Origin of the sequence: Xaviernesmea rhizosphaerae (genome assembly GCF_001938945.1) — a bacterium.
GTDB classification, from domain to species: Bacteria; Pseudomonadota; Alphaproteobacteria; order Rhizobiales; family Rhizobiaceae; genus Xaviernesmea; species Xaviernesmea rhizosphaerae.
In genome coordinates this window covers 385,077-405,456 of record NZ_MKIO01000041.1, presented here as the reverse complement: position 1 = coordinate 405,456, position 20,380 = coordinate 385,077, and the positions used below count along the sequence as shown (strand labels likewise).

At 66.3% G+C, this 20,380-nt stretch carries 18 protein-coding genes and 1 pseudogene; 7 read left to right on the top strand and 12 right to left on the bottom strand.

Features of this window, described 5'->3' with window-relative positions; genetic code table 11:
* Positions 1-436 precede the first annotated feature (436 nt).
* The 7 genes from BJF92_RS22715 to BJF92_RS22685 form a co-directional block, all read right to left on the bottom strand.
* Entirely contained in the window at positions 437-2,185 is a 1,749-nt protein-coding gene (locus BJF92_RS22715; RefSeq protein WP_075637000.1) for a glycerol-3-phosphate dehydrogenase/oxidase, read from the bottom strand.
* Positions 2,182-3,756, bottom strand: coding sequence for an FGGY-family carbohydrate kinase (locus tag BJF92_RS22710; RefSeq protein WP_075636999.1), 1,575 nt, complete (start codon positions 3,754-3,756; stop codon positions 2,182-2,184). Before BJF92_RS22710 ends, BJF92_RS22715 begins: the two co-directional genes overlap by 4 nt.
* A 294-nt stretch (positions 3,757-4,050) precedes the next feature.
* A complete protein-coding gene (locus BJF92_RS22705; RefSeq protein WP_075637049.1) occupies positions 4,051-4,848 on the bottom strand; it encodes a DeoR/GlpR family DNA-binding transcription regulator in 798 nt (265 codons plus the stop codon).
* A gap of 417 nt (positions 4,849-5,265) precedes the next feature.
* Positions 5,266-6,213, bottom strand: coding sequence for a D-ribose ABC transporter substrate-binding protein (locus tag BJF92_RS22700; RefSeq protein WP_075636998.1), 948 nt, complete (start codon positions 6,211-6,213; stop codon positions 5,266-5,268).
* A gap of 182 nt (positions 6,214-6,395) precedes the next feature.
* Positions 6,396-7,448 (bottom strand): ABC transporter permease, encoded by a 1,053-nt coding sequence (locus BJF92_RS22695; protein ID WP_075636997.1) that lies wholly within the window; start codon positions 7,446-7,448, stop codon positions 6,396-6,398.
* A 123-nt stretch (positions 7,449-7,571) separates the two neighbouring features.
* The gene (locus BJF92_RS22690) at positions 7,572-9,104 is read right to left on the bottom strand and encodes a sugar ABC transporter ATP-binding protein (RefSeq protein WP_075636996.1); all 1,533 of its coding nucleotides are present in this window, start codon (positions 9,102-9,104) and stop codon (positions 7,572-7,574) included.
* Positions 9,101-9,757, bottom strand: coding sequence for a DUF2291 family protein (locus BJF92_RS22685; RefSeq protein WP_075636995.1), 657 nt, complete (start codon positions 9,755-9,757; stop codon positions 9,101-9,103). The genes BJF92_RS22690 and BJF92_RS22685 overlap by 4 nt, the downstream gene beginning before the upstream one ends.
* Before the next feature lie 925 nt (positions 9,758-10,682).
* Between BJF92_RS22685 and BJF92_RS22680 the strand changes: the two genes are divergently transcribed.
* Together BJF92_RS22680 and BJF92_RS22675 are read left to right on the top strand one after the other, a co-directional pair.
* Positions 10,683-12,269 carry an FGGY-family carbohydrate kinase gene (locus BJF92_RS22680; RefSeq protein ID WP_075636994.1) on the top strand — a complete coding sequence of 529 codons (1,587 nt, stop codon included), beginning with the start codon at positions 10,683-10,685 and terminating at the stop codon, positions 12,267-12,269.
* 82 nt (positions 12,270-12,351) lie between these two features.
* A complete protein-coding gene (locus BJF92_RS22675) occupies positions 12,352-13,863 on the top strand; it encodes a glycerol-3-phosphate dehydrogenase (protein WP_075637048.1) in 1,512 nt (503 codons plus the stop codon).
* A 116-nt stretch (positions 13,864-13,979) separates the two neighbouring features.
* Here the strand turns inward: BJF92_RS22675 and BJF92_RS22670 are convergent, their stop codons facing one another.
* Together BJF92_RS22670 and BJF92_RS22665 are read right to left on the bottom strand one after the other, a co-directional pair.
* Positions 13,980-14,294 carry a type II toxin-antitoxin system YafQ family toxin gene (locus BJF92_RS22670; RefSeq protein WP_075636993.1) on the bottom strand — a complete coding sequence of 105 codons (315 nt, stop codon included), beginning with the start codon at positions 14,292-14,294 and terminating at the stop codon, positions 13,980-13,982.
* A gap of 17 nt (positions 14,295-14,311) precedes the next feature.
* Positions 14,312-14,593, bottom strand: a complete 282-nt coding sequence (locus tag BJF92_RS22665) for a type II toxin-antitoxin system RelB/DinJ family antitoxin (RefSeq protein ID WP_198931578.1) — start codon at positions 14,591-14,593, stop codon at positions 14,312-14,314.
* Positions 14,594-14,775: 182 nt separating this feature from the next.
* On the opposite strand from BJF92_RS22665, the gene BJF92_RS22660 reads away from it, so the two are divergent.
* The 4 genes and pseudogenes from BJF92_RS22660 to BJF92_RS22645 all read left to right on the top strand — a co-directional run bounded on the left by BJF92_RS22660 (position 14,776) and on the right by BJF92_RS22645 (position 17,383).
* The gene (locus tag BJF92_RS22660) at positions 14,776-15,708 is read left to right on the top strand and encodes a sugar phosphate isomerase/epimerase family protein (protein WP_075636992.1); all 933 of its coding nucleotides are present in this window, start codon (positions 14,776-14,778) and stop codon (positions 15,706-15,708) included.
* Between the two features lie 104 nt (positions 15,709-15,812).
* Positions 15,813-16,073 (top strand): CopG family ribbon-helix-helix protein, encoded by a 261-nt coding sequence (locus BJF92_RS22655; RefSeq protein ID WP_075636991.1) that lies wholly within the window; start codon positions 15,813-15,815, stop codon positions 16,071-16,073.
* 128 nt (positions 16,074-16,201) lie between these two features.
* Positions 16,202-16,396: pseudogene (locus BJF92_RS26180) on the top strand (type II toxin-antitoxin system RelE/ParE family toxin); the annotation flags it as partial.
* A gap of 48 nt (positions 16,397-16,444) precedes the next feature.
* Positions 16,445-17,383 (top strand): sugar-binding transcriptional regulator, encoded by a 939-nt coding sequence (locus BJF92_RS22645; protein ID WP_075636990.1) that lies wholly within the window; start codon positions 16,445-16,447, stop codon positions 17,381-17,383.
* Between the two features lie 57 nt (positions 17,384-17,440).
* Here BJF92_RS22645 and BJF92_RS22640 read toward each other — a convergent pair whose 3' ends face one another.
* Together BJF92_RS22640 and BJF92_RS22635 are read right to left on the bottom strand one after the other, a co-directional pair.
* Positions 17,441-17,854 carry a DUF2442 domain-containing protein gene (locus tag BJF92_RS22640; protein WP_075636989.1) on the bottom strand — a complete coding sequence of 138 codons (414 nt, stop codon included), beginning with the start codon at positions 17,852-17,854 and terminating at the stop codon, positions 17,441-17,443.
* The gene (locus BJF92_RS22635) at positions 17,841-18,089 is read right to left on the bottom strand and encodes a DUF4160 domain-containing protein (RefSeq protein ID WP_075636988.1); all 249 of its coding nucleotides are present in this window, start codon (positions 18,087-18,089) and stop codon (positions 17,841-17,843) included. Before BJF92_RS22635 ends, BJF92_RS22640 begins: the two co-directional genes overlap by 14 nt.
* A gap of 291 nt (positions 18,090-18,380) precedes the next feature.
* Here BJF92_RS22635 and BJF92_RS22630 point away from each other — a divergent pair, with 291 nt between their 5' ends.
* A complete protein-coding gene (locus BJF92_RS22630; RefSeq protein WP_075637046.1) occupies positions 18,381-19,424 on the top strand; it encodes a class 1 fructose-bisphosphatase in 1,044 nt (347 codons plus the stop codon).
* A 127-nt stretch (positions 19,425-19,551) separates the two neighbouring features.
* Here the strand turns inward: BJF92_RS22630 and BJF92_RS22625 are convergent, their stop codons facing one another.
* Complete coding sequence (locus tag BJF92_RS22625) at positions 19,552-20,379, bottom strand: SDR family NAD(P)-dependent oxidoreductase (RefSeq protein ID WP_075636987.1); 828 nt, start codon at positions 20,377-20,379, stop codon at positions 19,552-19,554.
* Position 20,380 lies beyond the last annotated feature (1 nt).

Below are 20,380 nucleotides of genomic sequence, written 5' to 3'. Positions count from 1 at the left end.
GCACCCGCCCATGCGCCTGCCGCCCCTCGTGCGCCGGCCGCGCCCCGTGCGCCTGCCCGCGCCGCCGCCAAGCCGGCACCGCGCCCGGCGGCCACCCACGGCAATGCCGCGCTGAAGCAGGACGACTGGGAAGAGTTCTGAGCCCAGGGCATCGCAGCGAAAGCCCGGTCCGGCTTTTGAAGGATGTGATGCAGTAAGAACTTGAAGGGTGGCGCGGCAAGACCGCGCCGCTCGTCACGTCAGGATGCCCGCCTTAAGGATCCGGGCCGTAAGGATCTCGCCGGCGGCGATTTTGCCTCACCGGATCTGTTGAAAGCCACAACGCCGCAGGAGCGGCCGGTGCGAGAGCGCGCCGGCCGCTCCTGCGGCGTTTTGAATCCGGGAAGCGTGCGGCGGGCGGGACTGCCCGCCCGGGTGCTCATCCGTGATGTCGCGCTTACAATCGCACGCGGTTGACGGCTGTCAGCTGCCGGCTGACGGCCTCCACTTCGTCCCGGCGGCGGCTGTCGGCCCAGCCAAGCGCCGCGCCGACGATGGCCGCGATCTCGTCGAGCCCCGCCTGGGTGAGGCGGCCCTCGATCGCCAGCGTCGTGCGGCGCAGGACGAGGTCGGCGAGGTGTGCCACCTGCTCGCGGCGGGTGATCCAGTCAATTTCCTGCGCGCTATAGCCGGGCACGTGCTCGAGCATCCGCTCCGGCGCCGTGTCTAAGACGGGGGCGCGCGCCTCGGCGCCATCCGTCCGTCCGGCAAGCGTCGCGGCCAGATCGGCGGCGGTGGTGCCATAGCGCGATAGCAGTGCGGCGAGGCGGGCGGGTGCAAGGCCGCTCGCGCGCGCCTGAGCGGCGATCCAGGCGGCCCGCGCCGTCTCGTCGGCGGGATAATCCTTGCCGCCGCCGATCGCCAGATGGCGGGTGTCGGTGGTGCGACTGCGGCCGAGCCGCTTCAGCAGGCTGTCGGCCACCTCCTCGCCAAAGCCGCGGAAGGTGGTCCATTTGCCGCCGACCAGCGAGATGATCGGGAAGGGCCGGTCGCCCTCGGCTTCGAGAACCGGGGAGGAATGGTCGCGGCTGATCAGGCCCGGCTGGCTGGCATCGGAGGCGGGCAGGGGGCGAATACCGGAATAGGCATAGACGATTTGCGCGCGCGAGACGGGAATGCCCGGCAGCAGAGAGCGCAGGCTGGCGAGGAAATAATCGATCTCGTCATCCTCGCAGCGGACCGCATCCGGATCGCTGGCCTTGATGTCGGTGGAGCCGACCATGGCGAGGCCGAGATAGTCATAGACCAGGCAGATCCGGCCGTCATCGGCCTCGAAATAGATCATCCGCCCCTTCAGGCTCTTCACCAGCTCGGGATGGTCGAGCAGGATGTGCGAGCCCTTGGTGCCGCCGATCATTTTCGTCGGCTTGCCGAGCGCGGCATTCACCCGGTCGATCCAGGGGCCAGCGGCATTGACGACGGCCTTTGGCCGCACCCGAAACGGGCGGTTTCCGCCGCTTGCGCCCGTCTCGAAGATCAGCACGCCGCCTTCGCGCCCGATCAGATGCGTGTCGTTCAGCGCCATCGCATCCGGCGCGGCCGCGAGGCCATCGGCCACCAGCTCATAGACCAGCCGCTCCGGCCGGGAGATCTTGGCATCGTAATAAAGGCCGCCGGCGGCGATGCGCGGGGTGATCGCCGGCATCTCCTTCAGCGCTGCCTTGCGCCAGAAGAAGCGGTGCCGGGGCATGACCCGGTGGCGCGCGCCATACATGTCGTAAAGCGCCAGGCCGATCTTGATCAGCAGCGCCCCGCGCGAACGCGGCGCGGTGGTGGAGCCGAACAGAGTGCGCAGGGCGGCAAAAGCGCCCTTCATCAGCGAGAAGGCAGGGATGAAGGTCGGCAGCGGCTCGACGCAATGGGGGGCATTGCGCAGGAGCAGGTTGCGCTCCAGCGTCGACTGGGCGACGAGCGAGAGTTCGCCCGTCTCGATATATTTGATGCCGCCATGGATCAGCCGCGAGGGCGCGGCGCTGGTGCCGGCGCCGTAATCGCGCGCTTCCACGATCAGGCAGGTGAGCCCCTGCAGGCAGAGCTCGCGGAAGAGCCCCGCGCCATTGATGCCGGCGCCGAGGATCAGGACATCGACATCGCGCACCGTCTCGGCGCCCTCGTCGGGAATGCGGGTCTGCGCGAGCGCAATCATCGGGCGGCTCCTTGCTCATCAGAGCCGGGCTGGAGAGGAGGGGCGCCGAGCGCCCGAAGCTTCGGCCAGAGCGGCTGCATGGTGCGGGCGATCTCGCAAAACAGCTGGTAGCGTTCCTCGTAGGCGGCCTGGGCCTCGGGGTCGGGCTGCGTCACGGTTTCGATCGCCTTGAGATCGCGCGGATCGGCGGTCGGGCTGGCATAGACGCCGGCGCCGACCCCGGCGCAGAGCGCCGCGCCCCAGGCGGCGGCCTCTTCCGTCGCGGTGGCCGTCACCGGCAGGCCGAGCACATCGGCAAACAGGCCGGCAATGGCGGGATTGCGGGAAATGCCGCCCGTCAGCCGCACGGAGGTCGGCTGGAAACCGTCCACCAGCGCCTCGACATGGATGCGGTGATTGAAGGCGATGCCTTCCAGCACCGCGCGCACGAGATCGGCACGCTCGTGCCAGGCATTCAGCCCATAGAAGCCGGCGCTGGAGGCGCCGCCAAAGGGCGAGCCGAACAGATAGGGATGAAACAGCACGCTGGAGGGCCGCGCCCGCGCCCGGTCGAATTCAACGGCCAGCCGGGCGTGAATGCTGTCACCGGCCGAGATCGCCGCCGCGCTGTCGGCTGCGCAAAGCTGGTCGATGAACCAGTCGTAATTGGCGGTCGAGGCCGGCGAGATCGACATGGCGTTCCACTCGCCGGGCAGAATGCCGTTGCGGCAGAACCAGCGCGGGTCCACTTTCGGCACAGTCGAGACGGTCTCGTTGATCGAATAGGTGCCGGCGATCACGGCCGCCACGCCCGTGCCATAGCCGCCGATCCCGAGCGCGGAGGCGGTCACGTCATGCAGGCCGGCGACGACGGGTGTGCCTTCCAGAAGGCCGCAGGCGCGCGCGGCCTGCGCCGTCACCCGGCCGACAATCTCGACGGAACCTGCGGCGGCCGGGCGCCGGGTCGCCATGTCCTCAAGGCCGAACAGGGCGAAGGCCGCGTCGTCATAATCCTGCGTGTCGACGCGGGTGAAGGAGGTGCTGGCCTCGGTGCGGTCCGTGCCGATGGTGCCGGAGAGGCAGAAGGTCAGCCAGTCCTTGGCCGCGAAAAAATGGCCGATCCGGGCGTAGCGTTCCGGCTGGTGCGCCTTGATCCAGGCGAGCAGAGCGGACGGGGCGGAGGCATGCGGGCGCTGGCCGGTGAGCGACAGCGCCGCGTCTGCGACCGCGCCGTCGTTCCAGTGGTCGGCAAGCGCGGCCGCGCGCGTGTCGAGCGAGACGATGGCCGGTCCGAGCGGGCGGGCGGCTGCGTCCAGGAGATAGATGCCGTCGCCATGCGCCGTGGCCGCCACGGCCAGCACATCGCCTGCGGGGCGCCCGCAGGCGGACAGCGCTTCGCGAATGGCCGCCGCGCTCGCGGCCCAGAGCCCATCCATGTCGCGCTCGATATGGCCGGGCGCCGGAATGGATTGCGGCACGCGCCGCCGCGCGATCGCCAGCGCCGCGCCGGTCGCCGCGTCGAAGACGACGGCCTTGGTCACCGTCAGGCCGCTGTCGATCCCGATGAGGATGGGCCCGTTAAGACTGGGCATGGGTTATTCCTCCTGCTCCCCGCTGCCGCGCCTCGCCAATCGTTGTGGACAAGGGCGCGCAGAAGGGTCCGTTCGCCGCGCGCTTTGCGCGCCCGCCGGTGTCATTGTCCAAATCTGTCGCCGCCCCGCCGGGCCGCCGCAGGCCTCTCGCCTGCTGCCACGCTCCGGCCGAAGATCAGTCGAGCGGCGGCCGGGCTTCCGTTCCGTCCGCCGCTCGCGCTCCATCCGGCGGCGGGCCGCCGGAACGGATTTCGTCTTCAGGCCGCCGATCCGGCGGCCTGGTCATCAGCGCCGTCAGGCCTGCGGGCTGCCTTCCGCCACGATCACGTTCACGCCCTTGGAGCGCATGCGCGACAGATGCGCGATCGGCGTGGCCTCATCGACGATCACCACGTCGAACTCGGTCAGCTCGGCGAAGCGGTGCAGCGCCCGGCGCTCGAATTTGGTGTTGTCGGCCAGAAGAATGCGCCGTGCCGCGCAGTCGAACATGGCCCGCTTGGTCTCCACCATCTCCGGCGACTGGTGGAAGACGATGTCATCGGTGATGGCCGCCATGGAGATGAAGGCGGTATCGGCGCGCAGGCGCCGGATCTCGCTGGTGGTGATGTGCCCCATGAAGGCATTGCACCAATTATAGAGCTGGCCGCCGAGGCCGATCAGCGTGAGATCGCGGATCTCCTTCAGCTCGTTGATCAGCACGAGCGAATTGGTGATGGCGGTCAGCGGCACCTTGGCCGGCAGCAGCGCGGCCATCTGCTGCACCGTGGTGGAATCATCCAGGAAGATCGCCTGGCCCGGCTCGACGAAGCGCATGGCGGCCTCGGCGATCGCCTTCTTTTCGCGCGCCTGGCGGGTGGCGCGGTAGACGTCGCTCGATTCGATCAGGCTTGTGGGCGCGGCCGAGACGACGCCACGGGTCTTGCGGAACAGGCCGCGGCTGACCAGCTCGTCGACATCGCGATGCGCCGTCATCAGGCTGATGCCGAAACGTTCCGTCAGATCCTCGATCCTGAGCGACCCCTCGGCGATCACGGCCTGGGCGATCAGCTGGCGCCGGGCGATCTGGCGCGCATGGCGGCTGTCGCTCGGCATCTTCTCCGCGAGAAATTCGGCCACATCGACCTTGTCGTTCACATCAACACCCCGCTTCGCCGCGCCATCCCGCCCGGCATCGGCCGCCAGCGGCGACACGGGCCGCGAAGCGCTGGGCGTTGAGGGGAGAGAGGTCGCCATGAAATCCAACGATCAGGAGGGTGGTAGCGCGCCGTCGGCATCGAGGCCAAGGGCAATCTTGACTTTAAAGCACTGCGGCGGGGCCGGCAGGGAGGACCGGGCGACTTGCGCCGCCCGGTCCATCGGGTCCGCCTTACAGTTTGTTCAAGAATTGCTGTTGGCCTGACGAAAATGGTGATTTCGAGAACCGGAGCGCAGCGTACTTAAGGTACGTGAGCACCGGAAGCGCAGAAATTGGCATTTGCAGGCGGCCAACGGCGATGATTGGACAGACTGTTACTTGTCGAGAACGAAGGGCGCCGAGTACTTGGCGACATTGTCCTTGGTGATCAGCAGGCAATCGAACAGCTGCTTTTCGCTCGCTGCGCCCGTCTTGCCGGTCTTGATCACATTGTCGGCCTGCTTCACGGCTTCTTCCGAGAAGATGGCGACGGGCTGCAGAACGGTGTACTGCAGTTCGCCGGCCTTGATGGCGGCAACGGCATCCGGAGAGCCGTCGAAGCCGCCGACCTTGATGTTGGCGAGCTTGCCGGCTTCCTTCAGCGCGGCGATCGCGCCGAGCGCCATTTCGTCATTGCCGCTGATCACGCCGTTGATGTCGGGATGCGCCTGCAGCATGGACTGCATCTTGTCGTGGCCCTGGGTGCGGTTCCAGTTGGCGACTTCGCGGGCGACCTTTTCCAGATCCGGATACTGCGTCAGGACCGTTTCATAGCCGTTGGAGCGGGTGGCGGCATTGTTGTCGGCCGGGTTGCCGAACAGCTCGGCATATTTGCCCTTTTCGCCGACGGCCTCGACCCAGGCCTGTGCGCCGAGTGCCGCGCCCTGGGCATTGTTGGAGACGAGCTGCGCCTTGGCGAGGCCTTCCTGGTTGATCTCGGCATTGACGAGGATGACCGGGATATTGGCGGCAACCGCCTTCTTCACCGCGCCCACCGAGCCATCGGCATTGGCGGGGTCGAGGATGATGGCGACGGACTTGTTGGTGATCGCCGTGTCGACCAGGTTGCTCTCGGTGTTGGTGTCGCCCTTATGCGCGGACACCGAAGCCTTGTAGCCGAGCTTTTCGGCCGTCTTCTTGGCGACTTCGCCCTCGGTGTACCAATAGGGGTTGGACGGGTCGTTGACGATGATCGTCACCAGGCCTTCGGCCCAGGCGACGCTCGCCAGAAGCGGGGCCACGGTGATGGCGGCCAGAACGACGCGCATACCTTTCTTGAACATGCTCTCTCTCCCTTTGATGAGCTTGACGATGAAACCGGGGCCCGGTCCTCAAACGGCGGCTTCTGTCAGGAAGCGCCTTCTCCCGCCGGGGCCGGCAGGCTTTCCTCGGCCGGCTTTCGCGCCGGCCTTGGGGAAATCGGGGGCGGGGGGCTGAGCCTGCCCGCAGGGGTCGCCAGGCCGGCCTAGCGGCGGCCGTAGCGGATGCTGTTGAGCAGGACGGCCATGACGATGACGGCGCCGGTGAAGACCGTCTGCCAATAGGCGGAGACGCCGATGATGACGAGGCCATCCGACAGGAAGCCGATGACGAAGGCGCCGAGCATCGTGCCGATCACGGTGCCGCGCCCGCCGGTGAGCGCCGCGCCGCCGATGACGACGGCGGCGATCGCCGTCAGCTCGTAGGTGGTGCCGGCGGTGGGACCGGCCGAGGTCAGCTGCGAGGACAGCACCAGGCCGGCCACGGCGGCGCAGACACCCGAGAGCACATAGACCATGATCTTCACCCGCTTGACCGGAACGCCCGAAAGCTCGGCCGCGCGCTCATTGCCGCCGGAGGAATAGAGCCAGCGGCCAAAGGCGGTGCGCGTCAGCAGGATGTGGCAGATGACGGCAAAAAGAGCGAGCACCAGCACGCCGATCGGCACGCCGCCGAGCCGGTTGAAGCCTAGCCAGTCGAAGCCGGTATTGCCGAGATCGGCACGGCCGCCGAGATTGTTGTAGGTGAGGCCATTGGTCATCAGGAGCGCGATACCGCGCGCCACATAGAGCACGCCGAGCGTGGCGACGAAGGCAGGAACCCGCAAATAAGCGATCAGCACGCCATTGACAGCGCCTACAACGGCGCCGAGCAGGCAGGTGAGCACCACGACGACCCAGACCGGCGGATAGAGGATGACGCCGAGCTGCTGCAGCTGCACGCCCTGCATCAGAAAGCCGGCGATGACGCCTGACAGACCCAGAGTCGAGCCGACGGACAGATCGATGCCGCCATTGAGGATGACCAGCAGCATGCCGATGGCAAGCAGGCCGAAAATGGCGACATGCGAGGCCATGATCAGGAAGTTGCCGACAGTGAAATAGTTCGGCGACATCGAGGAGAACACCAGGATGATGGCGATCAGCGCGAAGAAGGCGCGCCCTTCGAAGAGCAGCTCCACCAGGCTCTTCTTGCGCCGGACCGGTGCCGGTTTCGCCGGCGTGCTGCCGGCGGAGGCGATGTTGGTGGGTGCGGACATGATCGTTCCTCGTTCAGGCGCGTCGTGAAGGCGGGAGCGATCGCGAAGGGACCGCCGGCGCCTCAGGCTGTTGTTCTCTCAAAGGCCGGCGGCGCCCCGGCTCAGGGCGCATCCGGCACCGTTTCAGGCATGGGCGACTACGGCCTCGCCCGAGGCGGCCATGATCTCTTCCTTGGTGGCGTCGGGGCCGAATTCGGCGGCGATGCGGCCGCGCCGCATCACCAGGATGCGGTGGGCGATGCTCAGGCACTCGCCGACTTCCGACGTGGTGTAGACCACGGCCAGCCCCTTGCGGGCGCGCTCGGCCAGAAGCTTGAACACCTCGGCCTTGGCGCCGATGTCGATGCCGCGCGAGGGCTCGTCGAGCAGGATCACCTCCGGCTGGGTGGCGAGCATCTTGCCGATCACCACCTTCTGCTGATTGCCGCCGGAGAGCGAGCCGATCGGCGCCGCGCCGCCATCGGTCTTGATGTGGACATTGCGGATCGACCCGTCGACGAGCTCCGCCTCGCGCGAAAAGGAGGTAAAGAGCCCGCGCGTGAAGGTGCCGATGCTGGCGAGCGACAGGTTGCGCCCGACCGACATGGTCTGCACCAACCCGTCACGCTGGCGGTCTTCCGGCACCAGCACCAGCCCTTCGGCGATGCATTGCGCGATAGAATGGCCGGTGACGTCGCGGCCCTTGAGCAGGACGCGGCCCGAGGTGGGCGCCAGCCGGCCGGCCACACTTTCCAGAAGCTCGGTGCGTCCGGCGCCCATCAGCCCGTAGATGCAGACGATCTCGCCCTCGCGCACATCGAGTGAAAGTTGGTCGACGACGTTGTAATCGGCCTTGCGGTCGCGCAGCGTCAGGGCCTCGATCGACAGCGCGACGGGGCCCATGGAATAGCCCGAAGGCGGCGAACCCAGGTCGAAATTCTCGCCCACCATATTGCGGACGATCCATTCCAGATCGATCTCGGCGCGCGGCGCATAGGCCGTCATCGCGCCGTCGCGCAGCACCACCGCATGGTCGGTGATCTGCAGCGCTTCTTCCAGATGGTGGGAGATGTAGACGATCGAGACGCCGCGCGCCTTCAGATCGCGGATGACCTTGAAGAGAACCTCCACTTCCGATGCGCTCAGCGCCGAGGTCGGCTCGTCCATGATCAGGATGCGCGAATTGACCGACAGGGCCCGGGCGATCTCGACGATCTGCTGCTGGCCGAGCCGCAGCTCTTCCACCGGCGTCAGCGGATCGATGTCTTCTTCCAGCTCTTCCAGGAGAAGCCGGGTCAACCGCTCTTCCTCGGCGAAATTCACACCGGCGGGCCCGCGGATTTCGCGGCCCATGAAGATGTTGTCGCGCACATTCATATTGGGCGCGAGGCTCAGCTCCTGGTGGATGATGGAAATGCCGTGTTCGCGCGCTTGGGAGGATGACGCGAACACGACGGGCGCGCCGTCGAGCAGGATCTCGCCGGAGGTGGGTTTCACCACGCCCGAAAGGATTTTCATGAGTGTTGACTTGCCGGCGCCGTTCTCGCCGAACAGCGTGGTCACCTGGCCCCTGTGCACGTTGAAGTTCACGCCCTTCAGTGCCTGGATGAAGCCGTAAGACTTGGCGATGTCGCGGGCGGCGAGGACGACCTCGCCCGTTTTCGGCGCTGAGGTCATCCCTTCACCTCGAAGCGCACGGGTGTGACGATCCAGCTCTTCGGGTTCACCAGGCGGAACACGCCCGTGACCGTTACCGTCTTGCCGGTCAGCGCGTTGGGGTCGATGCCGGCGAGCACCTGCTTCTTCACCTCGTTGTTCAGCGCCGAGCCGGCGTCCTGATATTCGATCTGGTTGGTGAACTGGCCGAAGGAGATCGTGCCGGTGGCATCGCGCAGCTCGGTGCCGTTCAGTGCCGGGCCGGTCTGCACGCGCACGGTCAGCTCCGGCGGCAGGCCTTCGACCGCGACCACGTTGAAGTTCGATTTGCGCTCGCCCACCACGCCGGTGAAGGTGACGGGGATGACCGGGCCGGTGCCGCCGGCCACGCCATATTTCGCGGCAGCCGCCTGCTTGTCGGCAGCCAGCGCCTTTGCCAGCTCCACGGCATCGACCGCACGCTTCTCGATATCGGCCTTCACCTCGGGGAAGGTCTTGGCGCCAAAGGCTTCTGCCGAGAAGCCCTGCTCGCGCACATCATGCTCGGAGCCGATGGTGACGACGCGCGTGTCATAGGCCATGGCAGCGACGAGGGCCAGGAGCGCCACGGCGCCGACAAGGCGCAGGCGGCCGGGGGCCGGCGGCGAAGAGGCAGTTTTGATGCTGTCAGTCATGAGCAGGTGACCTTGAACTGGGACGTGCGGCACGCATCAAGAGAGCGGCGGGAAAAGGGGGATGCCACGCCGGCAAAGGCGGGCGGCCATGCGCCCCGGCCGCGCCCTTGCGAAAAGGGGACGCCGCCATGGAGCGCGAGGGGCAAGACAGGACGCAGGAAATGCCGGCCGCCGATCGCAGCCGCATTTCGTCAGTCTTGTCTTACTGAGCGGGCCGGAACGGGGCGAAGCTTGCGCAATATGTCATGGTGCTGGATCTCCTCCTCAAGGGCGGCGGCTCTCCTCCCGCTGCCCGACTCGCACAGCCCATCGAACGGCTCTGTGTGATATCTGACGCCAAAGCTATGATAAGATATCACCTGATGTCAACGGGGCCTCTTGCCGATTTTGCGGCAGTCTCTGTCTGGAAGCGTCGCTGCAGAGAGATGTTCTGCCGGTTTCTGTGGCGCTGCAAACATCTCCCGCAGCTGCTGTTCTGCATTGCCGAAGGCGGGTGACGGTCAGGCAAATTTCGCCCTAGCATTTGTTTTTGCAGGAGTATTTGCGCTGTGCACCGCACGGCTTTACCGCTGAAGCAGCCGCAGCGGGAACTTGCTTCAAGAGGCACAACCGCAGCGCTTCCGCCTCCCGCCATCCGCCTATGCCTTGAATCATATCTGAAAAAAAATGCAGAGCGAGAAAAATTTTCCGATACAAATGGGATAACTGTGATATAAACCAAGGCAAAGATCCCGCAGCAAAAGTCAGACGCCATCGGCCCCGGAGGAGGGGTCAGGCGACAGGCCTCAGCTACCCTTTCGATGGGCGCGCAGGCCAGGACAGGCGGGCAGAAGGACAATCGGGAGGCATGACATGGCAGCGATAGGTCTGTCCCGTCTGATGCGGGCGAAAAGCGGAGCCGGCCGGCTGGCTGGAGCCTGCGCGCGTGGCTGATACCAGGGATCTCATCATCGGCATCGATGCCGGAACCTCCGTGATGAAGGCGGTTGCCTTCACGCTGCAGGGTCGGCAGGTCGCCAGCGCGTCGGCCCGCAATGCCTATGTCACCGGCGAGGATGGTTCGGCGACGCAGTCGCTCGATCAGACGTGGGTCGATTGCGTGGCAGCGCTCAAAGGGCTTGGCGCGCGCATCGACAATCTCGCGCAGCGCGTGGCGGCCATCGCCGTCACGGGGCAGGGCGACGGCACCTGGCTGGTGGGCGCGGGCAACCGCCCCGTGGGCGATGCCTGGCTCTGGCTCGATGCTCGCGCGGCGCCGACGGTGGACAGGCTGGCCGGCGAAGGCGCTGATCGCGCCCGTTTCGAGGCAACCGGAACGGGCCTCAACACCTGCCAGCAGGGCGCGCAGATGGCGCATATGGACCGCTTCGCCCGCGATCTGCTCGACCGGGCGGAAGTGGCGCTGCATTGCAAGGACTGGCTCTATCTGAACCTGACCGGCGTGCGCGCAACCGATCCGTCCGAGGTGAGCTTCACCTTCGGCAATTTCCGCACGCGGCGTTATGACGACACGGTTCTGTCCGCACTCGGTCTCTCCCATCGCCGCGCGCTGCTGCCGCAGGTGGTCGAGGGCACCGAGGTGCTGCATCCGCTCTCGCCTGAAGCCGCCGCCGCCTGCGGGCTCCTGGCCGGAACCCCCGTGTGCCTCGGCTATGTCGACATGGTCATGACCGCGCTTGGCGCCGGCGTGCGCAGCGGCGGGCAGAACGCCGCCTGCTCGGCGATCGGCTCCACCGGCGTGCATATGCGTGCCAAGGCGGTCGAGGATGTGGTGCTGAACGCTGAGGGCACGGGCTATGTCATCTGCCTGCCGATCCCCGGCATCGTCACCCAGGTGCAGACCAATATGGGCGCGACGATCAATCTCGACTGGCTCTTGCAGATGGGCGCCGACCTCCTGGCCGAATTCGGGCAGACCGTGTCGCTCAGCGACATGATCGCCCGGATCGACCCCTGGGTGGCGGCCTCGCGCCCCGGCAATCTGGTCTATCACCCCTATATTTCCGAGGCGGGCGAGCGCGGCCCCTTCGTTGATGCGCGTGCCCGGGCAAATTTCAGCGGGCTTTCGGTTCGCCATCGCTTTCCCGATCTGGTCCGGGCGGTGGTGGAGGGGCTGGGGCTGGCGACGCGGGATTGCTACGCCGCCATGGGCGCGCTGCCGCCCGAATTGCGCTTGAGCGGTGGCGCCGCGCGCTCGGCCGCGCTGCGCGGCACGCTTTCGGCCGCCGTGGGCGCGCCGGTGCGCGTCAGCCATCGCGAGGAAGCGGGTGCTGCCGGCGCCTCGATGATGGCGGCTGTGGCGATAGGCGCCTATCCGACCATGGATGCCTGCATTGCCGACTGGGTGGACCCCGGCCTTGGCCAGGCCGAGCCGCCGGCCGCCGAAGAGGCCGCCCGCATGGACCGGCTCTACACCGCCTATCGCCAGATCCGCCAGGGCATCGCGCCGAGCTGGGAGACGCTCTCGGCGCGTCCGGCGACGACCACAGAAGACGAACGCTCGGTGGCGTGAGCGACCGGCACAACGGGATTGAACAGGCAGGATGCCCGCGCCCCTTCAGGGGTCGCCGCGAGGATCTTGCGAGGAGAGACGGATCATGGACAGCGAAACACTCGACCTCCTGGTGATCGGCGGCGGCATCAACGGCGCCGGCATTGCCCGCGATGCGGCCGGACGCGGGCTGAAAGTGCTGATGTGCGAGAAGGGCGATCTGGCCGAGGGCACCTCCTCGCGCTCCGGCAAGCTGGTGCATGGGGGTCTGCGCTATCTCGAATATTACGAGTTCCGTCTGGTGCGCGAGGCGCTGATCGAGCGCGAGGTGCTGCTCAACACCGCCAGCCACATCATCTGGCCGATGCGCTTCGTGCTGCCGCATAGCCCGAGCGACCGCCCGGCCTGGCTCGTGCGTCTCGGCCTGTTCCTCTACGATCATCTGGGCGGCCGCAAGCGCCTGCCCGGCACGCGGTCCATCGATCTGCGGCGCGCGCCCGAAGGCGCCGTCATCGACGATAAATACGTCAAGGCCTTTGAATATTCCGACTGCTGGGTGGACGACGCCCGCCTGGTGGTGCTCAACGCGCTGGATGCGGCCAAGCGCGGCGCGCGCATCCTCACCCGCACCGCCTGCACCTCCATCCGCCGCGACAACGGGATCTGGCGGGCGGAACTGCGCGACACCCGCACCGGCGCCGTGACCAAGGTCACGGCCCGCGCGGTGGCCAATGCCGCCGGCCCCTGGGTCAATGACGTGATCGGCCGCGTGGCCGGCGCCAACAGTTCGCGCTCGGTGCGCCTGGTCAAGGGCAGCCACATCATCGTGCCGAAGTTCTGGCGCGGAGAGCATGCCTATCTCGTGCAGAACCACGACAAGCGGGTGATCTTCATCAACCCCTATGAGGGCGACAAGGCGCTGATCGGCACCACCGACATCCCCTATGAGGGCGCGCCGGAACAGGTAAGCGCCGACGAGCGCGAGGTGGAATACCTGCTGGCGGCGGTCAACCGCTACTTCAAGGAGAAGCTGCGCCGTTCCGACGTCCTGGAGACCTTCTCCGGGGTGCGCCCGCTGTTTGACGACGGCAAGGGCAACCCCTCGGCGGTCACCCGAGACTATGTCTTCGACCTTGATGAGACCGGCGGAGCGCCGCTGCTCAACGTCTTCGGCGGCAAGATCACCACCTTCCGCAAGCTCTCCGAACATGCGCTGCAGCGCTTGGCCAAGACCTTCCCCGGCATGGGACCGGACTGGACAGCCGGCAGTGCGCTTCCGGGCGGCGATCTGCCCGATGCCGATTTCGTCGCCTTCTTTGAAACGCTGCGCGCCGCCTATCCCTGGATGCCGCGCGAACTCGTCCATCATTACGGCCGGCTCTATGGCACCCGCACCCGCGAACTCGTCGGCGCCGCCACCAGCCTTGAGGGCCTTGGGCGCCATTTCGGCGGCCATCTCTACGAGGCCGAGGCCCGCTATCTCGTTGCGCAGGAATGGGCCCGCGCGCCGGAGGACATCACCTGGCGCCGCACCAAGGAGCGCCTGCGCATGAGCCCCGCCGAGCAGACGGCCTTTGCCGACTGGTTCGAGGCGGAGCTGGCGCAGGCGGCGTGAGGGGCGGGGCCTTAGGGCATCGGACCGAAAAGTGGGAACCGGTTTTCGGAAAAATCCGATGCAAGAAGCGACATTCCAGAGCATCGGACCGCGTACGATCTCCAGTCCGATGCTCCCTAGCGTCCGAACAGTTCCGAATGCGATCCGAGCCTGACGAAATCGACGCTGTCGTCGTCGCAGAGATAGATGAGGAGAAAGTCGCCGCCGATATGCGCCTCCCGTGCCCCATCCCATTCCTTGCCGGAAAGTTCATGGTCAGACCATTCCGCGCCGAGCGGCTTCTTCAGAATGATCAGCGCCATCAATTCAATGGCGCGGTTCAGATCCGCCTTGCCGGCCTTGCTGTAGTGCGCCCAGTCCTTCCTGAAGGCGCGCGTATAGTCGGAGCGGCGGGGCAGCGGCGCACGGCGATCCGCACTCGTCTTTTTCATGCGCCGTCCCCGATCTTTCAGTCTTCGTCACGGTCCTGGGCGAGATCGGCAAGCAGGGCCTCGGCTGTCTCGAAGCGCGTTGTCCGCGCTTCGCGCCTCTGTCTCGCCTCCAAGAGGGCCGCCTGCGTCGCGGCATTGGGAACCTTCAGTTCGAGCGGGAGGCCCTGGCTTGCAACGGCGCGGTGCAGAAAAAGTCGGACAGCCTCCGACATGGACAGGCCCAGCGAGGCGAAAACGGCGGTCGCGTCCTCTCGCAGATCATCATCCACGCGGATGTGCAGCATTTTCGATGAGGTCATGGCCGGATCCCTCCTTGTCGCCCTCTCGCTGCCACGTCTGCCGCGGCATCACGAACGTCGAGAAATATGTCTCTCAGATGAGAGACGGTCAAGGCCGGTGGCCGCTGCCTTCGCCGCACGCGGCTCCACGCTGATCGCGGCGTAAGCCGCCCCATCCTCTTTGCATCATCCCGGAGACCGACATGGCGCTCACCCTCTCGCTCAACACCAATCCGCTGGTCAATCGCTATGCCGATCCTGATGATCTCATCGAGATGGTGGCGCGCGATCTCAAGCTGCGCGACCTGCAGCTGACGCATGAATTCATCAATCCGAGCTGGCCGGCCCCTGTGATCCGCCGGCTGACGCGGCAGATGGGAGCGGCGCTCCAGCGCACGGGCGTGCGTGTCACCTCCGGCATGACCGGGCCCTATGGCCGGCTCAACCATTTCGGTCATCCCGACCGCGACGTGCGCCGCTATTATGTCGACTGGTTTCGCACCTTCGCCGACATCATCGGCGATCTCGGCGGCCAGTCGGTCGGCACGCAATTCGCCATCTTCACCTATCGCGACTATGACGATCCCGCCCGGCGCGAGGAGCTGATCAAGATCGCCATCGACTGCTGGGCCGAGGTGGCCGAGCAGGCCAAGGCGGCCGGGCTCTCCTACATTTTCTGGGAGCCGATGAGCATCAGCCGCGAATTCGGCGAGACGATCGAAGCCTGCCTCTCGCTGCAGGAACGGCTGACGGCGGCCAACATGGCCGTGCCCATGTGGATGATGGCCGATATCGACCATGGCGACGTGACCTCCGCAAACCCCGATGATTACGACCCCTATGCCTGGGCGCGGGCGGTGCCGAAGGTCTCGCCTATCATCCACATCAAGCAGAGCCTGATGGACAAGGGCGGCCATCGGCCCTTCACCGCCGAGTTCAACGCCCGCGGCCGCATCCAGCCCGCGCCCCTGCTCGCTGCGCTGGAAGAAGGCGGGGCCGTCGACAACGAGATCTGCCTGGAACTTTCCTTCAAGGAGCGCGAGCCCAATGACCGGCAGGTGGTGGACCAGATCGCCGAAAGCGTGGCCTTCTGGGCCCCGCATATCGACACCGGGGCGGCCGATCTGACGCTGTAAAGACGCGAGGGAAACGCTTTTCGCCGGTGCCGCCTGATCCGGCGGATTTGACGGGCCCCCGATCATGACCTATCCTCATTGTATTACAAAAGGAGGAAAAAGCCATGCCGCAACGGGAGCTGTCCGATCCGATCACGATGCGCCTGCCGCTGGACGTCCTGGCCGAGGTGGAAGAGATCGCTGCCATCTGTGAGCGAAGCCGCAGCTGGGTGTTCGTGCGGGCGCTGAAGGCTTATCTGGCGGCGGAAGGGCGCGAGATACGCGAGCTTGCACAGGACCGGCGCGACGTCGATGAGGGCAGGGGTAAGGATCTGGATGCCGTGATCCGGGAAATGGAAGGCGCCGGAAAGGGTGCAGCCGCTTGAAGCTGACGCTTGCGCCAAGCGCTGCCCGCACAATCAGGCGAGAAGTTGCTTATCTCGGTGCGAACAGCCCGAAGGCTGCGCAGCGCTTTCTCGATGACCTGAAGCAGTAGCGGCGGAATCTTAAGCGCTTTCCCGCGATCGGAAAGCAGACGGACGAGATGCCGGTGCCTGGCGTCCTGCGGTTCGTTATGGGGCCTTATCTCGTTGACTATGAAGTGAGGCCCGGAGAGATCGTTATCCTCGCTATCCGCCATGGTCGGGAGCGTCCGCAGGGCGTCTCGGTGGACGATGATTTTGATTTCGAGATGAAGGGCCCCGACTGACGGCGGCCCCGACTGGCTGCCGCGAGGCGTGAAAGGACCGCCGCCGACATGACCGATGACGAACAATCGCTCGCCGTTCGCGCCGCCTGGCTGCATTATGTCGGCGGCCTCACGCAGTCGGCGGTGGCCAAGAAGCTCGGCGTGCCCTCGGTCAAGGCGCATCGGCTGATCGCGCGGGCCGTTGCCGATGGCGTGGTCAAGGTAACGATCGACGGCGAGATTGCCGAATGCGTGGCGCTGGAGGCCGAGATGGCCGCGCAATATGGGCTGGCCTTCTGCGAGGTGGCGCCGGATCTCGAGGACGACGCCCAGGTTCTGGCCGCGCTGGGGCAGATGGGCGCGAGCTTCCTGCGCCGCGAGATCGAGCGCGGCGAGCGCCGGGTGATCGGGCTCGGCCATGGCAGCACGCTGTCGGCCGCCGTACATCTTCTGCCGCGCCTGTCGGCCGGCAGCACGAAATTCGTTTCGCTGCTGGGCGGCCTCACGCGCAACTATGCCGCCAATCCCTATGATGTGATGCATCGCATCGCCGAGAAGACCGGGGCGCAGGCCTATGTCATGCCCGTGCCCTTCTTCGCCAACACCGAGGAGGACCGGCAGGTTCTGCTCGCCCAGAAGGGCGTGCGCGAGGTGTTCCGTCTGGCTGAAAATGCCGATCTGAAACTGGTCGGCATCGGCACGGTGGATTATGCCGCGCGGCTGTTTCAGTCGGGCATGCTGGAAAAGGACGAGATCGACGATGTCGCGAAACGGGGAGGGGTGGGCGAGATGCTCGGCCACTTCTTCGACCGGCATGGCCGCATGCTGGACACCTCCGTCTCCCACCGCACGCTCGCCGCCCGCTTCTCCCCCGGACGGGACGACAGCATCGTCGCCATCGCCGGCGGCCAGGCCAAGACCGAGGCGATCCGCGCCGTGCTCCACAGCCACAGCCTGTACGGGCTCATCACCGACGAAGGCACCGCCCGCCGGCTTCTGGGGCGGTAAGAGTTATCGGGGCTCGCTGCCTCCGCATCGTATCGACGCGCGAAGCTCGTGATCAGATCACCCTTCCGATGCCCTTCGGGGACGACCGCCCCTGGCGCCGTTGCGTTTTGCGGCGCTCGCTTTCGCCTCCGATCTGGCTTGACCACCCGAGGCGCCGAGCTGCGCCGCCATCCACGTGCGTGAGCCGAAAATGCCTTCCATCAGCGCCGGAACATAAAGATCAGCGTCGAGATCTGGCCAATGAAGGCCGAGACCACCGGCTTCCACACGCACATGCGCCAATTGTGCGGCATCTGCGCCTTGCAGACCTTCGAGCCTTTCCACGGGAAATCCGACGAAGACGCCGTTGCTCAGAACGACGACAAGGGCATGAGCCCCGGCGTCGTAGCGTGCGGATGCCGCAACGAAATCGCTGCGCGCCTTTTGACCGCGCTGTACGGCCGCCGCGAAATCACGATCAGAAATCTCCATGAATACGCCTCCATGCTGCGCAAAGCTCAGCTCTGTGCTCATCAAGCGTTCTGGCAAGGCGCGTCAGCGCGGGTTTGGCGAAGCCAAAACTTTCTCGCAGCTGCGCCGGCCCGTCAGGACAGTTCATGATGAAGACGGCGTGGGCATCGCTGCCGATCAGATGTACATGCGCGGGCCGGTGGTCGTTCGGATAGATCACGACGCGCAAGCCTGCCAATGTCAGCACTGTCGGCATTCTCGCTTGATCCTATCAAAACCCAAGCGCTTGGGAAAGGTGTCTTCACAGGGCGCTGTGCATCAGATCGCCTATTGCAGCCCGTGGATAGACTGCCTTGCCGACACGAAAAACTTTCAATCGATTTGGAAAAATTTAAACCGATTTTTGCGCTGCAAGGCCTCTTTCGCCTGCTTTCGCTGTCGCACAACATCTGTAAAACGGGATCAGTGTCCCTGCCGCCCGCCAGGCAGGCAGGGCGTTTTGGCGGGAATGCCCGTCTTCAATCGGTTCGACGATCAGGAGGTTTCGATGGCGCTGCAGGCGGTGGATGACGGGCTGAGGCTGGAAGGTGACGTGATGCCGCCGAAGGCGGCGATGGTGGATAGCTACCTTGCCGACTGGGCAGGGCAGGATGGCGCGAAGGTCGAGGTTGCCGGCGTGATCCGGGCGCTCCTGGAAGCGTCACGCCGCCTGGCGGCCCGCATCGCCGAAGGCGCTCTGCCGGGCGATCCCGGCCTGCCGGCTGGCTCCAACACCGATGGCGACACGCAGAAGCGCATCGACGTCGCCTCGCATGACCTGTTCGTGGAGCTTCTGACCGAGGCCGGCGTCGCCATCATCCTGTCGGAGGAGGCCGAAGCGCCTGTGATCGGCAAGGCCGGCGGCCGTCTGGCCGTCGCGGTCGATCCGCTGGATGGTTCGTCGAATGTCGGCACCGGTGCGCCGCTCGGCACGATCTTCTCGATTCTGCCGGCCGAGGGCGACGACCCGTTCCTCGTGCCCGGCCGCCGGCAGATCGCCGCCGGCTATGTCTCCTATGGCCATACGGTGGATCTCGGCTTCTCCGTCGGCCATGGCGTGGTGCTCGCCACCTTCAGCCCCTCGCAGCAGACCTTCCTCATCACCGGCAGCGCCACCTCGCTCGCCGGCGATGCCAAGGAACTGGCCTTCAACGCTTCGGTCACCCCGCATCTGGCGCCGGCCATGCGCCGCTTCGTCGAGGATTGCTGGACCGGCAAGGCCGGCCCGCGTGGCAAGAGCTACAATATGCGCTGGCTCGGCGCGCTGGTCGGCGATCTCCACCGCATTCTCAAGCGCAAAGGCCTGTTCTTCTATGTCGGCGATGCTCGCCCCGGCTATGCCCAGGGCCGCCTGCGCCATGTCTATGAATGCAACCCGATCGCCTTCCTGGTCGAACAGGCCGGCGGCAAGGCGACCGATGGCGTGACCCCGCTGCTCGATCTGGTGCCCACGGGCCATCACGCCCGCGTGCCGCTGGTCTTCGGCGCCGCTGCCGAAGTCGATGCCGTGGCCGACTATCTCCAGGCCGGCACCGCCCAGGCCGCCGAGTAAAGCGCGTCCGCGCGGGCCGCGCGACAGCGGCCCGCCTGTGCCGGATGGTTTTGCGCCCGCCTCCATCGGCGCAGAGGCGGGTGGCGAAGCGCGCGGCGCTCTTTCAGGTCCCGTTCAGTGGTCCCGTTCAGTCCCTGATGATGCCCGTTTCGCTGGCGACGCGGCGGTAGGCGGCGCCGGCGGTGAAGCCGCCATCGATGACGAAGTCCTCGCCGGTGATGAAGCTCGAAGCATCCGAGGCGAGGAAGAGCACGAGCTCGGCGATCTCCTCCGGCTTGCCGGAGCGCTTCATCGGCGTCATGTCGATCATGGGTTTCAGATGCGGGCTCGCGGCATTGAGCCCGGTGACGACCAGGCCGGGGCAGACCGCGTTGACGCGGATGTTCTTACCCGCAAGCTCCATGGCGGCGCTGCGGGTCAGCCCGCGCAGGCCCCATTTGCTGGCGGTATAGGCCGGATCGTAATGGCCCGAGAAGGCGCTGTTGGAGGAGATGTTGACGATCGATCCGCCGCCGCCTTCCGCCATCAGCGCGCTCACCGACTGGATGCCGAGGAAGGCGCCCGTGAGGTTGACCCGGAGCACCTTCTCCCAGGCGTCGAGCGCCGTGTCGCCGATCAGCGTGCGGTTGATGATCCCGGCATTGTTGACGAGAATGTCGAGCCGTCCCTTCCATGCCTTCGCCTCAGCCACCGCGCCCGCCCAGCTTTCGGGATCGGTCACGTCGAGAGTGAGGAAGCGGGCCTCGTGGCCGGCGGCGGTCATCTCCGCCGCCAGCGCCCGGCCTTCCTCGGCCAGAACGTCGGCGATCAGCACCGCCGCGCCCTGAGCTGCGAAGAGACGGCTTTCGGCCTCGCCCTGGCCGCGCGCGCCGCCGGTGACGAGCGCGAGACGGCCATGGAGCGAGCCTTTGGGGAGGGAGGCTTGTGTGCCGGAGCCTTGGGTGATCTCGGCCATG